At 56.0% G+C, this 18,173-nt stretch carries 16 protein-coding genes and 1 pseudogene; 9 read left to right on the top strand and 8 right to left on the bottom strand.

What is annotated here, in order from left to right:
* Window positions 1-17: 17 nt before the first annotated feature.
* On the bottom strand, window positions 18-1,790 hold the full coding sequence (locus JQR90_RS13185) for an N-acetylglutaminylglutamine amidotransferase (RefSeq protein ID WP_434140055.1): 1,773 nt from the start codon (window positions 1,788-1,790) through the stop codon (window positions 18-20).
* Between the two features lie 268 nt (window positions 1,791-2,058).
* Here JQR90_RS13185 and JQR90_RS13180 point away from each other — a divergent pair, with 268 nt between their 5' ends.
* Window positions 2,059-2,325 carry a type B 50S ribosomal protein L31 gene (locus tag JQR90_RS13180; RefSeq protein ID WP_010795098.1) on the top strand — a complete coding sequence of 89 codons (267 nt, stop codon included), beginning with the start codon at window positions 2,059-2,061 and terminating at the stop codon, window positions 2,323-2,325.
* Window positions 2,326-2,445: 120 nt separating this feature from the next.
* Window positions 2,446-3,423: an SDR family oxidoreductase gene (locus tag JQR90_RS13175; RefSeq protein ID WP_312510091.1), complete on the top strand. Its 978-nt coding sequence runs from the start codon at window positions 2,446-2,448 to the stop codon at window positions 3,421-3,423.
* Window positions 3,424-3,426: 3 nt separating this feature from the next.
* On the opposite strand, the gene metR is transcribed toward JQR90_RS13175, so the two are convergent.
* The 5 genes from metR to JQR90_RS13150 form a co-directional block, all read right to left on the bottom strand.
* Entirely contained in the window at window positions 3,427-4,344 is a 918-nt protein-coding gene (metR, locus tag JQR90_RS13170) for a transcriptional regulator MetR (RefSeq protein WP_010795096.1), read from the bottom strand.
* Between the two features lie 109 nt (window positions 4,345-4,453).
* Window positions 4,454-5,995, bottom strand: a complete 1,542-nt coding sequence (gene glpD / locus JQR90_RS13165) for a glycerol-3-phosphate dehydrogenase (RefSeq protein ID WP_010795095.1) — start codon at window positions 5,993-5,995, stop codon at window positions 4,454-4,456.
* Window positions 5,996-6,148: 153 nt separating this feature from the next.
* Window positions 6,149-6,904 (bottom strand): DeoR/GlpR family transcriptional regulator, encoded by a 756-nt coding sequence (locus tag JQR90_RS13160; RefSeq protein ID WP_010795094.1) that lies wholly within the window; start codon window positions 6,902-6,904, stop codon window positions 6,149-6,151.
* Window positions 6,905-7,032: 128 nt separating this feature from the next.
* A complete protein-coding gene (gene glpK, locus JQR90_RS13155; RefSeq protein WP_010795093.1) occupies window positions 7,033-8,538 on the bottom strand; it encodes a glycerol kinase GlpK in 1,506 nt (501 codons plus the stop codon).
* Between the two features lie 14 nt (window positions 8,539-8,552).
* Window positions 8,553-9,446 carry an MIP/aquaporin family protein gene (locus tag JQR90_RS13150; RefSeq protein WP_434140054.1) on the bottom strand — a complete coding sequence of 298 codons (894 nt, stop codon included), beginning with the start codon at window positions 9,444-9,446 and terminating at the stop codon, window positions 8,553-8,555.
* Between the two features lie 303 nt (window positions 9,447-9,749).
* Here JQR90_RS13150 and ybaK point away from each other — a divergent pair, with 303 nt between their 5' ends.
* Both ybaK and JQR90_RS13140 read left to right on the top strand, forming a co-directional pair.
* Window positions 9,750-10,220 (top strand): Cys-tRNA(Pro) deacylase, encoded by a 471-nt coding sequence (ybaK, locus tag JQR90_RS13145; protein ID WP_010795091.1) that lies wholly within the window; start codon window positions 9,750-9,752, stop codon window positions 10,218-10,220.
* 318 nt (window positions 10,221-10,538) lie between these two features.
* Window positions 10,539-11,324, top strand: coding sequence for a PhzF family phenazine biosynthesis protein (locus JQR90_RS13140; protein ID WP_010795090.1), 786 nt, complete (start codon window positions 10,539-10,541; stop codon window positions 11,322-11,324).
* Between the two features lie 2 nt (window positions 11,325-11,326).
* On the opposite strand, the gene JQR90_RS13135 is transcribed toward JQR90_RS13140, so the two are convergent.
* The gene (locus JQR90_RS13135; protein ID WP_010795089.1) at window positions 11,327-12,361 is read right to left on the bottom strand and encodes an ABC transporter ATP-binding protein; all 1,035 of its coding nucleotides are present in this window, start codon (window positions 12,359-12,361) and stop codon (window positions 11,327-11,329) included.
* Window positions 12,358-13,275, bottom strand: coding sequence for an ornithine carbamoyltransferase (gene argF, locus JQR90_RS13130; RefSeq protein ID WP_125888248.1), 918 nt, complete (start codon window positions 13,273-13,275; stop codon window positions 12,358-12,360). Before argF ends, JQR90_RS13135 begins: the two co-directional genes overlap by 4 nt.
* Window positions 13,276-13,606: 331 nt before the next feature.
* Between argF and JQR90_RS13125 the strand changes: the two genes are divergently transcribed.
* From JQR90_RS13125 to JQR90_RS13105, 5 genes and pseudogenes are all read left to right on the top strand, one after another.
* Window positions 13,607-14,038, top strand: a complete 432-nt coding sequence (locus JQR90_RS13125; protein ID WP_010795087.1) for a hypothetical protein — start codon at window positions 13,607-13,609, stop codon at window positions 14,036-14,038.
* Between the two features lie 233 nt (window positions 14,039-14,271).
* Window positions 14,272-14,598: a Grx4 family monothiol glutaredoxin gene (grxD, locus tag JQR90_RS13120; RefSeq protein WP_010795086.1), complete on the top strand. Its 327-nt coding sequence runs from the start codon at window positions 14,272-14,274 to the stop codon at window positions 14,596-14,598.
* Window positions 14,599-14,716: 118 nt separating this feature from the next.
* Window positions 14,717-15,859, top strand: a pseudogene (locus JQR90_RS13115) (MFS transporter).
* A gap of 92 nt (window positions 15,860-15,951) precedes the next feature.
* Entirely contained in the window at window positions 15,952-17,946 is a 1,995-nt protein-coding gene (locus JQR90_RS13110) for an FUSC family protein (RefSeq protein WP_434140053.1), read from the top strand.
* Window positions 17,933-18,136, top strand: a complete 204-nt coding sequence (locus JQR90_RS13105) for a DUF1656 domain-containing protein (RefSeq protein ID WP_010795083.1) — start codon at window positions 17,933-17,935, stop codon at window positions 18,134-18,136. The genes JQR90_RS13110 and JQR90_RS13105 overlap by 14 nt, the downstream gene beginning before the upstream one ends.
* Window positions 18,137-18,173 lie beyond the last annotated feature (37 nt).

Below are 18,173 nucleotides of genomic sequence, written 5' to 3'. Positions count from 1 at the left end.
GTGCAATACTCCAACACTTATAGGCCATGTTCACTCAGCCACAAATTAAGGGCGGCGAGCTGCCAGAGCTTGGAGCCCCGTAGCGGTGTAATCTGGTCGTCAGGGTTCTTCAGGAGTCGATCGATTTCTGCAGTATTGAATAGCTGGCGATCCTGGCTGGGATCAAGCAGCAACTCACGTACCCAGGTCAGGGTATTACCTTGCAGATGCTTCAGGCCCGGTACCGGGAAATAGCCTTTGGGGCGGTCAATGACTTCTGCCGGAATCACCTTGCGAGCTGCTTCCTTGAGGACGTGTTTGCCGCCGTCTCCCAGCTTGAACTGCGCCGGAATACGGGCAGACAGTTCCGCCAGCTTATAGTCAAGGAAAGGAACACGCGCTTCCAGGCCCCATGCCATGGTCATGTTGTCGACTCGTTTGACCGGGTCGTCTACCAGCATCACGGTGCTGTCCAGGCGTAGCGCCTTATCAACGCCAGCTACTGCGCCGGGTTGTGTAAAGTGCTGACGAACAAAATCACCTGCAGCGTCATGATCCAGACGGCGGCTGTCCTGAACAGTAGCTGCGTATTCGGCATAGTCACGATCGAAGAAGGCGGCTCGGTAAGCTGTAAACGGATCTGCCGCACCATCAACCTGTGGATACCAGTGGTAGCCTGCAAAAAGCTCGTCCGCACCCTGGCCGCTCTGTACAACCTTGCAATGCTTGGACACTTCACGCGACAGGAGGTAGAAGGCGATACAGTCATGGCTTACCATCGGCTCGCTCATGGCTCTGAACGCGGCGGGCAATTGCTCAATGATTTCAGATTCGTTGATGCGCAGCCTGTGATGCCGTGTACCGTAGCGCTGAGCGATCAGGTCTGAATACTGAAACTCATCCCCACGCTCTCCACCTGCATCTTCAAACCCGATGGAGAAGGTCAGCAGATCGCGTACGCCGGACTCGTGCAGCAAGCCGACCAGCAGGCTTGAGTCCACACCGCCAGACAGCAGCACACCTACATCGCGGGCTGCCCGCTGTCGAATCGAGACAGCATCGCGCAAGCTGTTCAGGACTTCGCCGCTCCAGTCTTCCATGGTGTAGTTAGCTTCATCGGCAGTTGGGCCGTAATTCAGCGTCCACCAGGTTTGCTGTTCGGTTTTGCCATTGGCGTCAATGACCATCCATGTGGCTGGCGGCATCTTTTTTACGCCGTTCAGGATGGTGCGGGGCGCTGGTACAACAGCATGGAAGTTGAGGTAGTAGTTCAGCGCGACGGGATCGAGAGAGGTATCGATATCATCTGCTTCAAGCAGGGCGGGCAGGCTTGAAGCAAAGCGCAGGCGTTCATTGGTCTGACTCAGGTACAAGGGCTTGATGCCCAGGCGATCGCGTGCAATGAACATTTGCTGCTTATCGCGATCCCAAATAGCGAAGACGAACATGCCGTTGAGTTTGGGCAGCATCTCCTTGCCCCAGGCGTGATAGGCCTTGAGCAGAATTTCGGTATCGCCACCAGAGTGGAAGCGATAACCCTTGGCCTCCAGCTCGCTGCGTAGCTCTGGGTAGTTGTAGATGGCGCCGTTGAAAACCATCGACAGGCCCGTGTCCGAGTCGATCATGGGCTGACCAGAGGCTTCTGCCAGATCCATAATTTTCAGGCGTCGGTGGCCTAGCGCAACAGGGCCTTGGCTATGAAAGCCCCAGGCATCGGGGCCGCGTTGAGCGAGGCGATGGGTGACCCGTTCCAGCGTGGCCAGGGTGACGGGACGATTATCGAAACGTAATTCTCCAGCTATACCGCACATAGTTCCTTACCGGTTGCTCCGTTGGGGGTGGGGAGGTATTGCTCCACAGGGAAACGACAAGCATTTGTGGGGGTAAGTTGCATTTTTCCGTCCGAATGACTCAAGGCAACAGGCTATTACGGGGACTGGGTACCGTTTTCAGACCTTAGTGAAATTAATCTGCTGGTAAGGGTTGAAAGCCACCGCCAAGACCTTATATTGGTAGTGTATCGTTATAATGTAACGAAGCGGCTCGATGTAGAGTCCAACCGAATATCCAGGAGGTACCATGAAACCGAATATTCATCCTAACTATCGGCCAGTGCTTTTCCATGACACCACGGCAGATCATTACTTCCTGATCGGCTCTACGGCACAGACTGATCGTACCCAGGAATTTGAAGGCAAGACCTATCCCTATGTGGCACTGGATGTGTCCAGTGCTTCGCATCCAATCTATACCGGTGAGCAGCGCCAGTTGAAAAGCGAGGGTCGCGTCTCTAGCTTCAACAAGCGTTTTGCAGGGTTTCCGGGCGGAAGCAAGTCTTCCCAGTAATCCGGCCTCACTGAAAAAAGCCCTCATGATTTCGAGGGCTTTTTTATGTCTGAATGAAGGAATGGCTGGCGGTAAGCGGGGTCCTCTTTTAATCAGCTTGAAAGCAAAAGGGGATACCTGATGAAAGCACGCAATCTAGATAACGCCATTGTGGTCATTACTGGCGCTTCCAGCGGGATTGGTCGGGCCACCGCTCAGGCGTTTGCACAACAGGGGGCTTGCCTGATATTGGCAGCTCGGGATGAGGCAGCATTAAACGACACGGTTGCCGAGTGTCTTCTCCTGGGAGGTCGGGCGATTGGTGTGCCTACGGATGTCACGTTGATGGAGTCAGTCTCGCAATTGGCCGAGCGTGCGCTGGAATTTGGACACGGACGGATTGATATCTGGGTCAACAATGCGGGTATCGGTGCGGTAGGCAAGTTTGATGAGACGCCTTTTGAGGCGCATGAACGCGTCGTGCAGACCGACCTTCTAGGCTATCTGCGTGGCGCCTACGCCGTTGTGCCGGTTTTCAAACGGCAAGGGTCAGGGGTTTTGATCAATACCTTATCGGTAGGCAGCTGGGTACCGCTTCCCTATGCAGTGGCCTATTCGGCTGCCAAGTCAGGCCTGAGAGGGTTTACCGAAGCCTTGAGAGGCGAGCTTACGCGCTGGTCCGATATTCATGTCTGCGATGTTTACCCTGCGTTCATCGATACGCCAGGGCTGCGAGACGGCGGTAATTACAGTGGAAGGACAATAAAGCCGACGCCACCTGTTTATGATGCTCGAAAGGTCGCCAGAGCCATCCTCTCCATGGCGCGTTATCCACGCAAGTCTACGACAGTAGGGCAAGCCGCCACGGTACTTCGTGCAGCCCATGCGCTGGTGCCTGGTTATGCTCGGCTGTCCCGGATCTTTATGGATCGCGCCTTGAGTCGAATGGAGCCGGTAGAGCACTCCTCGGGCAATCTGTTCAGCCCTCCCAGTGGCAATCGCAGTGTCGATGGAGGATGGCGTCGTCCTGATGAGCGCATGGTCGTGGCAGCAACCAGTGCTGCGGCGCTAGTGTTTGGGGCGTACCTGTACCGGCGACTGACGGAGCGGTCAGATTGATCCCTAACGTGCCGCACTGACGCCTTCAAGCGTAGCGAAGGATGTGTCCTTGGCTGTTAGTAAAAAGTCCTGCATGAAGGGAGCTTCCAGCATGTCCTCTCGAATACCGGCATACAGTGTGGCATACAAGCCTTTCTCACCCAGACGCTTCGCGGTCACGTAGCCGCGCGAGCTGTACTCATGGAGCGCCCAGTTAGGAAGACAACATACGCCCCGGCCGGATGCTACCAACTGCAGCATCATGACCGTCAGCTCTGCCGTACGTATGCCGGCAGGCTCGACGCCGGCCGGGTCGAGAAATTGCCTGAAGATATCCAGACGCTCACGGTCGACCGGATAGGTGATCTGCGTTTCTTCAGCCAGATCCTCAGGCACGATGTAAGGCTTGCCAGCTAAGGGATGCTGGTTGGCCATAGCTAGCTGCGCTTCATAAGTAAAAAGCGGAATGTAAGTGATGCCGGTGAGATCAATCGGGTCTGACGTGACGACAAGGTCAAGATCGCCACGTGCCAGGGCTGGTAGCGGGGCGAATGAAAAGCCCGAGGCGAGATCCATCTCCACTTCAGCCCAGGAATCACGAAACTGATCAATGGTAGGCATCAGCCACTGAAAGCAGCTATGGCATTCAATGGCAATGTTGAGGCGCCCGGCAGTGCCGCCAGCAAAGCGTGACAGGTCACGTTCCGCACTGCGAAGCTGAGGCAATACCGCATCGGCCAATTGCAGGAGGCGCAGGCCGGCACTGGTAAAGCGCACTGGCTTGGTCTTGCGGACGAACAGGCTCAGACCAAGGCGCTCTTCAAGCTCCTTGAACTGATGAGACAGTGCAGATTGGGTCAGATGAAGACGTTCGGCAGCTTCGACAAGGCTGTCAGCCTCACGCAGTGCGTGTAGCGTTTTCAAGTGACGAAGTTCGAGCATGGCCTGGATCCTGATGAGTGCAGCAGGTATCCATTATGAATGATTTCCAAGCCAAGGAGGGCATGAATGAAACTGGCTCATGATTCGGCCAGTTTCATTCACGTATCCATTATGCTGCTGCGTGACTGGCCTTGCGGATATCCAGACTGCCTAGATAGGTTTCCAGCTTGGTCTTGTCACCAGGGGTAAACTCAAGGCCCAGCTTGGTCCGGCGCCAGAGTATGTCGTCTGCCGCGTTGGCCCATTCGTAAGCATGGAGATAATCCACTTCACGCGCATACAGGTCCGCCCCCAGGCATTCGCCTAGGTCGGCCATTTGCGTAACGCCTTCCAATAGCTTGCGTGTGCGGTTGCCATAGGTGGTTGACCAGCGCTGGGCAAGTGCTGCTGGCAAATCCTTGACCTGTGCCTGTAACTGTTTGGCCAGTGCTTCAGGCGTCGTCATGTCTTCTCCGCCCGGTAGCGTAGCCTTGGCTGTCCAAGGCTGTCCCATCGTCTTGAAGAACGGCTGCAACTGCTGCATGGCCGACTCGGCCAGCTTGCGGTACGTGGTCAGTTTTCCACCAAAGACCGACAGCAAAGGCGCATCGTTTTCAGGAGCCGACAGTGACAGGGTGTAGTCACGAGTAATGGCTGAAGGATTGTCTGACTCGTCATCACACAGGGGGCGTACGCCCGAGAACGTATGCAGGACGTCACTGCGGGTCAGCTTGTGGCGGAAGTGTGCGTTTGCCACACCCAGGATGTAGTCAGTTTCCTGCTCTGTAATTTGTACGTTGGCTGGATCACCTTTGTACTCACGATCCGTGGTACCAATCATGGTGTAACGACCCAGGTACGGAATCGCAAAGACAATCCGACGATCTTCGTTCTGCATGATGTAGGCATGATCGCCTTCATATAGCTTGGGCACGACGATGTGGCTGCCTTGAATCAGTCGAATACCATAGGGCGAGCGCTCTTTGATGTTTTCGCGAACGATCTGGGCAACCCATGGACCTGCCGCATTGACCAGGGCTTTTGCCTTAATCGAGAAGGTGCTGCCGTCTTCACGCTGAAGGGTCAGGTGCCACAGTTTGTTAGCGCGATGGGCGCTTGTGCAGGTGGTGCGGGTATGAATATGGGCGCCACGCTCGCGGGCAGCCATGGCGTTGAGTACAACGAGGCGTGCATCGTCTACCCAGCAGTCCGAATACTCGAAACCCTGGTTGATATCACTGACCAGAGGGCTATCGGAACCGAACCGAAGACCACGGGAGGCGGGGAGCTTTTCACGCTTGCCCAGGTGGTCATAAAGGAAGAGACCTGCGCGAATCATCCAGGCCGGACGCAGATGTGGCCGGTGCGGCAGGACGAAGCGCATGGGCTTGACGATATGCGGAGCCTTGGCCAGCAGTACCTCGCGTTCGGCCAACGCTTCGCGTACCAGTCGAAATTCGTAATGTTCGAGATAACGCAGGCCACCATGAATCAGCTTGCTGCTGGCCGAGGAGGTATGTCTCGCCAGGTCGTCACGTTCGCAGAGAAAGACGGACAAGTTACGGCCTGCGGCATCGGCTGCAATACCAACACCATTGATACCACCGCCGATCACGGCGATGTCGTAGATCTCGGAAAGGGGCGGCGTCCCGAGCAAAGTGGACTGAGGCATGGGCGTCTCCTGTTATAAACGAACATCAATGTTCGTATTCGAACAATCGTAGACAAAATAGTTGTCTTGCGCCAGTCGCAAACCGATAAAAAAACTCTAAAAGGAAAATAAACGAACTTAAATGAATTAAATGTGAAAGGCCTGACACTCTGGTCAGGCGATTTCAAGACGGACTTTGAATTGAGAGAGCAGCCGGGTAAAGGCTTCGTCTGGTTGAGACTCGGTAAAGAGCACATCGATCTGCTCAAGCGAGCCCAGGCGAATCATGGCGCTGCGTCCGAATTTACTGGAGTCGGCTGCCAGAAAGACCTTGCGTGCGTTTTCGAAAATGGCCTGTGAAACGCGAACCTCCTGATAATTGAAATCCAGCAGAGTGCCGTCTTCATCGATGCCGCTGATGCCAACCAGCGCGTAGTCCACTTTGAATTGCTTGATGAAGTCAGCCGTCGCCTGGCCTACCACGCCGCCGTCACTGCGCACGCTGCCACCTGCAATCAGGACTTCGAAGTCCTCTTTCGCGCTAAGGATGTTCGCAACATGGAGGTTGTTCGTAATGATCTTCAGGCTACGGTGATTGAGCAGCGCGTGAGCGATCGCTTCGGTCGTCGTACCGATGTTAATGAACAATGAGGCATGATCCGGGACCTGTGCTGCAACGGCCTCCGCGATACGACGCTTCTCATCACGCATTTGTCCAGCACGCATGGTGTAAGCCGTGTTTTCCACGCTGGAGTCATGGGCGGCACCACCGTGATAACGACGCAGCAAACCGCTTTCGGCCAGCTGGTTGATGTCTCGACGAATCGTCTGGGGGGTTACGGTGAAATGCTGGGCAAGCTCCTCGATGCTGACATAGCCACGCTCGCGGACAAGGTCCAGGATGTTCTGCTGACGGGGCGCCAGGCTCATGCAATCTTCCTTCAACGGTGGTTTGACAGGAAGAATGCCGTAGCGAGGCGCCGGGCGCCAGTTCAGTGCATCAACTTCATCATTCTGATGTGAAAAGGGCGACTTCCCAGTCGCCCCGTCCAATGACATCAGTCCTGCGCCCAGCCGCGAGTACGCTCGACAGCTTTCTTCCAGCCCTTGTAAAGCTCCTCGCGATGGTCGCCATCACAGGTGGGCTCGAACACGCGCTCGATGGTGCTCTTGTTGCGTAGTTCGTCCAGGCTGCTCCAGAAGCCGGTGGCCAAGCCAGCCAGATACGCTGCACCAAGGGCAGTGGTTTCCTTCATTTCGGGGCGCTCTACGCAGGTGCCCAGAAGGTCGGCCTGGAACTGCATGAGGAAGTTGTTTGCGACGGCACCGCCATCCACACGTAGCGAGCGTAGACGCTCGCCGGCATCCTGCTGCATGGCATCCAGTACGTCGCGAGTCTGATAGGCAATCGACTCCAGGGCTGCACGAATCAGATGCTCAACCTTGACGCCGCGGGTCAGGCCAAACATGGCTCCGCGGGCATAGGGATCCCAGTAGGGAGCGCCCAAGCCGGTAAAGGCCGGTACCAGATAGATACCATTGCTGTCCTTCACCTTGGTGGCGAAGTACTCGGAATCCAGGGATTCGTTAATGACCTTGAGCTCATCGCGCAGCCACTGAACGGTAGAGCCACCATTAAAGATGGCGCCTTCCAGTGCGTAATTCACTTCACCACGCGGTCCGCAGGCAATAGTGGTTAGCAAACCATGCTGGGACTGCACTGCTTTCTCACCAGTGTTCATCAGCAGGAAGCAGCCGGTGCCATAGGTATTCTTGGCTTGGCCCGGCTCTACACACATTTGGCCAAACAGGGCGGCTTGCTGGTCACCTGCAATCCCTGCGATCGGAATGCCGGTTTCCTGGCTGCTGCCCAGAGTGGCATAGCCGTAGACTTCGGAGGAGGAGCGAACCTCCGGCAGCATTTCGCGGGGGATATCCAGTGCTTCAAGCATCACGGGATCCCAGTCACGCTTATGGATATCAAAAATCAGGGTGCGCGAGGCATTGGTGTAGTCGGTGACATGGACCTTGCCCTGGGTCATCTTCCAGATCAGCCACGTATCGACAGTGCCGAACAGCAGCTCGCCACGGCGGGCGCGCTCACGGCTGCCCTCTACGTGGTCCAGGATCCACTTGATCTTGGTACCGGAAAAGTAGGGGTCGATGACCAGTCCGGTCGTGCGGCGGATATGCTCTTCCATGCCGTCACGCTTGAGCTGATTGCAGATCTCTGTGCTTTGGCGGCTCTGCCATACGATGGCATTGTAAATCGGGCGGCCTGTGGTCTTGTCCCAGACGATGGCGGTTTCGCGCTGGTTGGTAATACCGATGGCGGCTACATCGTCATGGCTAATGCCTGCATGAGCCAGGGCCTCCACGAAGGTAGCACTCTGGGTGGCCCAGATTTCCATCGGGTCATGCTCGACCCAGCCGGCTTGCGGATAGATCTGTGCGAATTCACGCTGAGCAATGCTCACCACATTGGCGTTACGATCCAGCACGATGGCGCGGGAGCTGGTGGTGCCCTGGTCCAGGGCCACGATGTAATGCTTGTTATTAGACATGATGGAAATCCTTATTATTGAGCCTGTGACGCGCTGATCTTGGGCTGAGCGGCGGCGTCTTTCTTATTCGTTTCAACTGAGGTTTCTTTGACTGGAATGTCGCACGCTGCTGAGCCAAGACTGGGCAGGTGACGGCAGATGAGTGCCTTGTAAGCAGCGGCACCCAGGCAGGCACCCAGGATGGGCGCGAAGATCGGTACCAGGAAGTAGGGTATATCGCGGCCACCGGTCAGGGCTACATCACCCCAGCCAGCCAGGAAGGCCATAAGTTTAGGACCCAGGTCACGAGCCGGGTTCATGGCGAAGCCTGTCAGCGGGCCCATGGATCCACCGATCACAGCGACAAGCAAACCAATTAGAAGCGGGGCCAGCGGGCCGCGCGGAAGACCATTGCCATCGTCGGTCAAGGCCATGATCACGGCTAGCAGGATGGCGGTAATGACCATCTCGACCAGGAACGCCTGACCAACAGACAGGGCTGCGTTCGGATAGGTGGAGAACACACCCGCAAGCTCAAGGCTGGCTACGCTACCGCGTACCATATTGTGAGCCTGTTCGTATTCGAAAAAGAGGCTGTTATACAGGCCGTATACCAGCGCGGCGCCACAAAAAGCGCCTGCGATCTGCGAAATGATGTAGAGCGGGACTTTTCTACGTTCGAAGCCGCCAAACAGCCAAAGCGCAATGGTAACGGCAGGGCTCAGATGTGCACCCGACACGCCAGCGCTCAAGTAAACCCCCATGCTGACCGCAATGCCCCATATGATGCTGATTTCCCAGAGCCCTAGAGTGGCTCCGCCAACCTTCATGGCAGCGACGCAACCGGTTCCGAAGAAAATGAATAATCCTGTTCCCAAAAACTCGGCAATGCATTGCCCACGTAGGGTGGGCATTAGTGGAGTACTCATACGAGGAGCCTCTTGATTGTTGTATTTATTGCGGTAGTAGAAAAAAAGTGAAACTACATCCTTTCGGAAACGAAAAGTTAGTTTCAAAATCGAACGTTGTCAAAGGTTCTTCTTTCATCCCCATAGAAAATTGTGATGAGCGAAGCAGGATATTTTATGACAGGCAAAACACTTGTTTGAAAGGGAACTTTATAAGGCGTGTTTCAGGTCACGCTTGCGGGACGCCCCAAGTAAGGCGTTACAAGGCTTTACACGCTGCAAAGGCAGAGACAAACTGGATCATAAAGCCACAAGGATAATGGCATGACACCAGCGATAAACCTGCTTAAAAAGTACAAGATAGAGCATCGCGTGCTCAGTTATGTACACGATCCCAAAGCCGCTTCGTATGGACTTGAGGCGGCAGACAAGCTTGGACTTGAACCCGTCCGGGTGTTCAAAACATTGTTGGCAGCTACCGAGAAGGAAGAGTTGCTGGTGGCTATCGTTCCGGTAGGTGGCAGTCTTGACCTGAAAGCCTTGGCCCATGCGGCGTCTGTCAAAAAGGCAGACATGGCGAATCCTCAGGTAGCCCAACGTGCTACCGGCTACCTGGTAGGCGGAATCAGCCCGTTGGGGCAGAAGAAACGCTTGAGAACGTTCATTGACAGCAGTGCCGAGCGGTTTCCTACCATTTATGTCAGTGCAGGCAGACGTGGCCTTGAAGTGGAGCTGTCTGCCCAGGCGCTGGCTAGCCTGACCGCAGGGCAGTTTGCCGAGATTGCACGGGAGTAATGTGCAGGTTCTCTGCTCGTACGGGTAGCGGGCAAATGAAGTCCTTTCAACTGAGTTGACCAATCGATTCACTGCGCTATGGTCAATTATTGCCGCTCTGGTGTTTTCCCTTGATCGCTATCTGGCTGCTCGCAATTACAGCGGGCTTTGAGTGTGCCCGTAGCGGTTGGTGACAAGAGTGCCGATGATCCGAGAGATCCTACACAGAGCGAGTTGCCGGACCAGTTTAACTGTCATAGCTGGTGAACTGTACATTGTGACGTAGGCACGTTTCGCTCATGCTGTACGAAGAACTCAAAAGAAAAGATGGAGCAAACCATGCAACTCGACTTTCACCAAATCGATGCCTTCGCTGATCGTCCGTTCGCGGGTAATCCAGCGATGGTCTACCGTCTCGATGCATGGTTGCCGGACGATCTGATGCAGAAGATTGCCGCTGAGCATAATCTGGCGGAAACGGCCTTTATCCGTCGGGAGGGTGATGTCTGGCGCATTCGGTGGTTTACCCCAAAGGTTGAAATACCGTTGTGTGGCCATGCGACGCTGGCAGCGGCTCATGTACTGTTTACTGTTTATGAGGAAGCGGGAGAAAAGATCGAGTTTATTTCCCGCTCCGGCACCCTGCGTGCCTATAAGGAAGACGATGGGCTTCTGGCGCTGGATTTTCCCGCACAGATTCCAAGTGAGATCGGTTCCACACCAGAGCTGGAGCGTGCATTAGGCGTTAGTCCGGTCGATGTACTGGGCGCAGATAAGCTACTGGTTCTCCTGGAGTCGGAAGAGTCGGTGCGCAACTGCAAGCCTGACTTTGCGGCTCTGGCGCGCCTGCGTTGGCCGGGTGTTATCATTACCGCTCGAGGTGAGCGGTATGATTTCGTGTCCCGTTTCTTTGCGCCTGGTATTGGCATCAATGAGGACCCTGTGACTGGCTCGGCTCACTGTAGCCTCATTCCCTATTGGTCTCGTCGCCTGGCGAAGCGGATGCTGCGAGCCTACCAGTGCTCGGAGCGGGGCGGGGAACTCTGGTGCCGTCTGGATGGCGAGCGCGTGAGCATTGCGGGTCACGCTCGCCGCGTCGCCAGTGGGCGTCTATTGTTGGATTGACGTTATGTGGCGCTGAAGGTTGTCAGCGCCGTTTTCTTGAGCGCAATTCCGATCCGTTCACCGATGCTGTGCTCAATAAAACCTGGGAAGGACGCTTCGAGGCGTGCTCCTGACGCAAGCGCCAGTTGATAGCGGGTGCTTGCACCTAGAAATACCTGGCTGACCACCTGCGCGGTCAACGTGCTCGCGGGGCTATAGAGGATGTCGTCAGGCCGAAGGAGAACGCGAAGCTCATCGCCTTCCTTGAACGCTTTGTTCCTGGCCTTGACAACCCCAAGCTCCGTTTGTATCGATTCTGAGTCGGCGGCACGACCTGGAATGAAAAATCCCTGGCCTACAAACGTTGCCACAAAGGGCGTGGCAGGGGTCTGATAGAGGTGCCCAGGTGTATCCCATTGCTCAAGATGGCCATGCTGAAAAACCCCCACCTTGTCACTTACCGCAAACGCTTCTTCCTGGTCATGAGTCACCAGGATGGCGCTGGTGCCTCGAGCTTTTAGAATATCCCGGACTTCGCTGCTGAGCGATCGACGAAGCTCTACGTCCAGGTTGGAAAAAGGTTCATCCATCAATAACAGGCGAGGCGACGGTGCCAAGGCGCGAGCCAAGGCAACACGCTGCTGTTGACCACCTGACAGCTCATGAGGATAGCGTTTAGCCAGCTGCTCCAGTTTGACCAGGGCCATCAGCTCACCCACGATGCGCTCGCGCTCGGGATGCTTGCGAATACCAAAGGCGATGTTGTCACCTACGTTCAGGTGAGGAAAAAGAGCATAGTCCTGAAAGACCATGCCGATCTCGCGCCGCTCTGGCGCCAGGGTAAACCCCGCTCGGGAAATGACCTGATCGGCGAGACGGATTTCGCCCTGCATGACAGGCTCGAATCCGGCGATGGCGCGCAGCGTCGTGGTTTTCCCGCATCCCGATGGACCAAGCAGACAGCCAATCTCTCCTGACTCAAGAGACAGGCTCAGGTCGCTTACGATCGTGCTGCCACCGTAGCCGCAGGCCAGATGGCTGAGCGTGAGAATGCTCATGCGTTGCGTGTATGTGGGATCAGAAACTCCATCAATGCCTTTTGCGCATGCAGGCGGTTTTCTGCTTCATCCCATACGACCGAGCGTGGATCTTCCAGCAGGTCGTGACTGATCTCTTCTCCGCGGTGGGCTGGAAGGCAGTGCATGAAAACGACGTCCCGGCTGGCTTTGTCCAAGAGCTCACGTGAGACCTGATACGCCTTGAACGTTTCCAGACGAATTTTCGATTCCTCTTCCTGGCCCATCGACGTCCAAACGTCAGTACTGACCAGATGAGCGCCTTCTACGGCCTCCGTTGGATCACGAACAATCTGAATGCGGTCACCGGCGCGCTCAACGAAGCGGGCGTTTGGCTCAAAGCCTTCAGGGCAGGCCACACGCAAGGTGAAGTCCAGTTGTTCGGCAGCTTCTATATAGCTGTTGCACATGTTGTTCCCGTCACCGATCCAGGCCACGACCTTGCCCTGAATGCTGCCGCGATGCTCGAAGAATGTCTGCATATCAGCCAGCAGCTGACAGGGATGAAGGTCATCAGACAGTCCATTGATAACCGGAACGTTGGAGTTTGCCGCAAAGGTCGTCAGGGTGCTGTGGGCATAGGTACGGATCATGACACCATCGAGCATACGGGACATGACGCGGGCACAGTCATCTACCGGCTCACCGCGGCCTAACTGAGTGTCGCGCGGGGACAGGAAAATGGCTTGGCCACCTAGCTGGATCATGCCTGCCTCGAAGGACAGACGCGTACGGGTCGAGGCCTTTTCGAAAATCATGCCAAGAACACGATTTTTCAACGGTTCGTGGCTGACGCCTCGACTACGCAGTTCTTTCAGCTCGATGCCACGGCGGATCAGCTGCAACAGCTCATCGGGTGTGCAATCCATGAACGAAAGAAAATGCCGAGCGCTCATCATCAATACCTATGAATACAGGCCAGGGGTGCCGGCCGGCTTCAGGAAAAACAGGCTACACCCAAAGCTACTGCCGCACCTATGCGGAGGAAAGGGAAGGGCCGGATCTTATAAGTAATTTATATATTTGCGCAAATCCCTGGCGAGGCTGCAGAAAAGATGAGATTGCAACCGGTTATTACGCAAAAGGTAAAACTTCACAAAGATTGGAAAATTGTTCCGCTACGGTTGTTACATTTTTGTTAAATGACTACTATGCCGCCCGCCTTTCGAGGCGACGTTATTACCCCGCAACGGGGTTATTGGAAAATTGTATGCAAAGGAGTATTGCATGAAACGCGTAGTGTATGCCGCTGCCTTCTCTACCTTGGCCCTGCTCACTGGTTGTGCCAGCCAGAACGTAAGTCAGCCAGCTCTGCCTCTGGGTGGCGCCGTTGATACCGGTCTGAAAGCGGACGTCAAAGTAGGTGAAACCATCACAGGTCAGTCTTCCGTAAACGTTCTTTTCGGTATGCTGAAGCTGGGTGGTGATAGCAAGTTTGCAGACGGCGTAACCTATGGTGGTGGTGAAGGTGGTTTTGCTCTGGGACTGGATCCAGTCTCCTCGGCCAAAGCTGCTGCAGCTTACAAGGCTGTCAAGGCTTCGGGTGCTGACGTAATCGTTGCTCCGCGTTATGAAGTCGATGTTCAGGACTACCTGGTGTACAAGGCCGTCAACGTCAAAGTGACTGGCCAGAAAGGCACCATCAGCTCTATCCACTAAGGATGAGCTCGAACCGGCGGACATGGAGTTCGCCGGTTCGAAGAGAAACGACTGCCGCGTTCATCTTTCTTCCTCCCGCCAATTTCTCCTCCTGCGTCAAGTCACGCCGTTATCAGGCTTGTAAATTGTTCCTGTTGTCCTTATCTGTATGGACGGGTGGCCAGAGGCAAAACCGAGCGTTTCACTGGGTTTTCCGTTACACTGGTCAGCACTGAAATTCAGCGAGGTGCACCGTGGATATCATCGAAACGATCAAAGAACAGATCGCCAATAACCCTGTTCTTCTTTACATGAAAGGCTCCCCCAATGCTCCGCAGTGCGGTTTCTCTGCCCGTGCCTCGCAAGCGTTGATGGCGTGTGGTGAGAAGTTCGCCTATGTGGACATCCTGCAAAATCCTGAGATCCGGGCCAATCTGCCTAAGTATGCCAATTGGCCAACGTTCCCCCAGTTGTGGGTAAACGGTGAGCTGGTAGGCGGTAGCGATATCCTGCTGGAGCTGCACGAAAAAGGTGAGCTTCAGCAGCTGGTCAAAGGCGCTGCGGGTAAAACCGAGGCCTGATCGGATGGCCAGATGAACTTCTGGTAACCGCTTCGGCTCTGACTGCCTGGGTTGTCTAGTAGTCAACCGGATTCAACAAAGCCCCGCTTCGGCGGGGCTTTGTTTTGTTGGAGTGGTTATGGCTGAGAAGACATTAGCAGGCTCTGCGCGTTGGGCTTGCGCTTATTTCTTTGCTATCAATGGACTGGTGCACGGCAGTCTGATGGCGCGGATACCGGCCTTGAAAATGCAGGCCGGACTTGACGAAGGTACGCTTGGACAGGCGTTGCTGTGCCTGGGGCTGGGTGCCTTGACAGCGTTCCCCCTGACAGGAATTCTCCAGCGCTGGCTGGGTAGCCGCCGGATTGTAATTGGTGGAGGGCTACTGCTCCTGCTTGCCTTTCCCTTGGTCGGGCTGGCCCATCAATAGCTCAGCTTCGCCTTGGCGATGTGTCTTATTGGTTTGGCCAGTGGCGCAATGGATGTTGCGGTCAACACGCAGTCTGTAGAAGTCGAACGAGCCCTTCGGCGTCCGACGCTTTCGCTTCTTCACGGGATGTACAGTCTTGGCGGCCTGGTCGGTGCGCTAGGGGCGGCTGCGCTGGTGGCATTGTCACCCGTCTGGCATTTCCTCTTACTGGCAGTGATTGCCCTTATCTTTCTGCTGCCTGGCGGTAAACGGCTTTTGCCTGATGAGCACATGCCTGCGCGCACCCATAAAGGTTCGGGGCTGCGTTTGCCGCCCATGGCAGTCGTAGGGCTGGGTCTCATGGCGTTGTGTTCGTTTGTGTCCGAAGGCGCTATCGCTGACTGGAGCGCCTTGCTTCTGCATGATGTGAAAAGTGCCAGCGAAGGGTTATCCGCTTTGGGATACGCCGCCTTTTCCGCCACGATGGTATTTGGCCGACTCTTTGGTGATCGCCTGCGTGTTCGCTTTCAGGATCACTCACTGGTTCGTGCGCTTGGAGGGTTGGCAACACTGGGGATGGTTGTAGCGCTGCTGGCGCCTGATGCGATCATTTCGATCATTGGGTTTGCTCTGGCCGGTCTGGGACTGTCGATCATTGTGCCGATCCTTTTCAGTGCTGCAGGCAATCGCCCGGGCATTGACCCGGGGGTTGGCGTTGCTGCTGTTGCTACCCTGGGCTATGGCGGGCTGCTCATGGGGCCTCCGCTGATCGGTCTGTTGGCCCAGGCAGTAGGACTCAAGCTGGCCTTGCTGTCCATTGTGATGTTATGTGCCGCGCTGTGTCTGCGCGCCGGCATCGTTCGAAGAGGCTAGCGAGCCACCAGCCTGGTATTGTCCAGGCTGATGCAAGGAACTTCCTGACGCGTTCGTGAGCCTATCGGTCATCACTCGACGATAATAAGCACGTGCGTATTCCCTGGCAGGTTTTCCTTGCGCCTAGCCCGTTGGCGCTCAAGTTTGCGGTCAAGACGCTTTTTGCAGCGTGTCTGGCCCTATGGCTTGCGTTTCGATTCGATCTTGAACAGCCCACATGGTCGATGATGACGGTCTTTATCGTCTCGCAGCCGTTGTCCGGCATGGTGGTAGCCAAGGGTCTGTTTCGTCTGATCGGGACCGTAGCCGGGACGATCATGTCTGTGGTGTTGATTGGCCTGTTTGCACAGACGCCCTGGGCTTTTCTTCTGGCCATGGCGCTCTGGCTCGGGTTGTGCACCGCTGCGTCGACCTTGCTGCGCAATCATGTGTCCTATGCCTTCGTTCTGGCCGGCTACACCGTAGCGATCATCGGCCTGCCAGCCATTGCTCAGCCGCTCGGCGTCTTTGATCAGGCAGTCGCTCGCTGTACGGAAATCTGTATGGGCATCATTGTGGCGTCTATCGTCAGCTCGGTGATCTGGCCGCAACGGGTAGAGCAGAACCTGAGTCAACAGGCCAGCAAGGTGTGGCAGGCGGGTCTGCAGGCAGCACGCGCTGAGGTGGCTGAAGATGAAACCGCTGCGACCGGACTGCTTGGGGTGTTTGGCCAGATCGTGGCTGTCGATGCGCAGCGCGACCACACATGGTTTGAGGGCCATCGAGGACGTCAGCGTGCCCGTGCGTTGCGACTGTTCTGTCGAGATCTGCTGAGCCTGTTGCGTACCTCGCGGGGCGTGGTTCGCCAGTGGCGTAACCTTGAAGCAGGTGAACGAGAGGCGGTCGCGCCCTGGCGTGAGGAGGTTATCCAACATCTGGACCCGTTCGAGCCAGCGGCCATTGAGGCATTGCTCAACCGGCTCCGTGACGAGCTCAATGACCCACGTTACAACAATGACCAGCGCTACTTTCTAGCTCGCCTGGGCATTCTGCTCGGCAAGGCGCTAACGGCTGAACAGGCCGAACGGGCGGTTGCCCGTGGCGTGGCTGATGACAGTGCTCCTTCGGCACTGTCCTGGCACCGCGACATCCAGACGGCGCTGTTGTATGGAATGCGCAGCGCGTTGGCATTGCTCGGACTTGCGATTTTCTGGTTGAACACCGCCTGGCCTGCCGCAACCGGTGCCATGCTGTTGGGTGCTGTTTTATGCAGCCTGTTCGCCAACCGCGATAACGCCGTTCATATCGGCCTAAGTTTTCTTCGTGGTATTGCCTACGCCATCGTGGTGGCCATTGTTGTCAGCCAGGCCGTATTGCCGTCATGGTCCGGCTTCCCGTTATTGTGCCTGGGTATGGGGGTTCCGCTGTTTTTTGCCGCGCTTGGAATGGCGGGGCCGCCAGCGGTGGTAGGTACGGCTACTGCGTTTGCGTTGCACTTCATTGTGCTGGTTTCGCCAAACAACCATACCCGCATGGACATGGCTAACCTGCTCAATCAAGCCCAGGCGCTGGTCATTGGAGTTGGCTTTGCCGTCGTGATTTTTCGTTTGATTACGCTGCGTCACCCGCGGCGGCTGGTCCGAAGAATTCTTTCAGCCACGACCTATGACCTGCAGCGTCTGACAGAGCGCCCTCTTGGTATTGCTGAAACCTGGTTTGGAGGGCGGATGGCCGATCGATTGCTGCAACTGGCACGCAATATCAACCTGATGCCGCTTCATGAACGTCGTCGCTGGCACGATGGCCTGCTGGCATTGGATCTGGGTAACGAGCTGTTGCACCTGCGCGCCTGCCTTGACGGGGCGACCGGCTCACTGGCGGCGGAGCGCGATCGTTTCCTACAGGCGTTTTCGGCAGCCCTGGCAAATGGTCTGGAGCATGTACGGCCGGAGCAGCTGGATGAACCCGCGAACCGATTACGCTCTGTATTAGAAGCCGTACCAGAGCCGGATGAGCCCAAGCGCCTGGCTCATGGAGCGGTTCGCCAGTTGCAGCGAACCTGGACGATGTGGTGCCAATCGCTTGAGGATCACCATGGACCTGCATGAATGGGCTATCGGCGGCGTTTACCTGAGCCCGCTGTTTCTTTATGCGGTAGCGGCTTTATTACTGACAGGTGTGATTCGGCTGGTCATGCATAAATTTCATGCGAGTCGCTGGATCTGGCATGAGGCGCTATTTGGGTGCGCACTGTTTCTGCTGCTGCTCGCAGCCATTACCTGGGTTGCCGCGACGTGACGTGGTCACGGTGAATATGAACGCTTGGATGAGGAGG

This window comes from Pseudomonas sp. JZ114 (genome assembly GCF_051027705.1).
Classification (GTDB): domain Bacteria; phylum Pseudomonadota; class Gammaproteobacteria; order Pseudomonadales; family Pseudomonadaceae; genus Chryseomonas; species Chryseomonas luteola.
The sequence above is the reverse complement of the archived record's forward strand: the minus strand, read 5'-3'. Positions and strand labels throughout refer to the sequence as shown.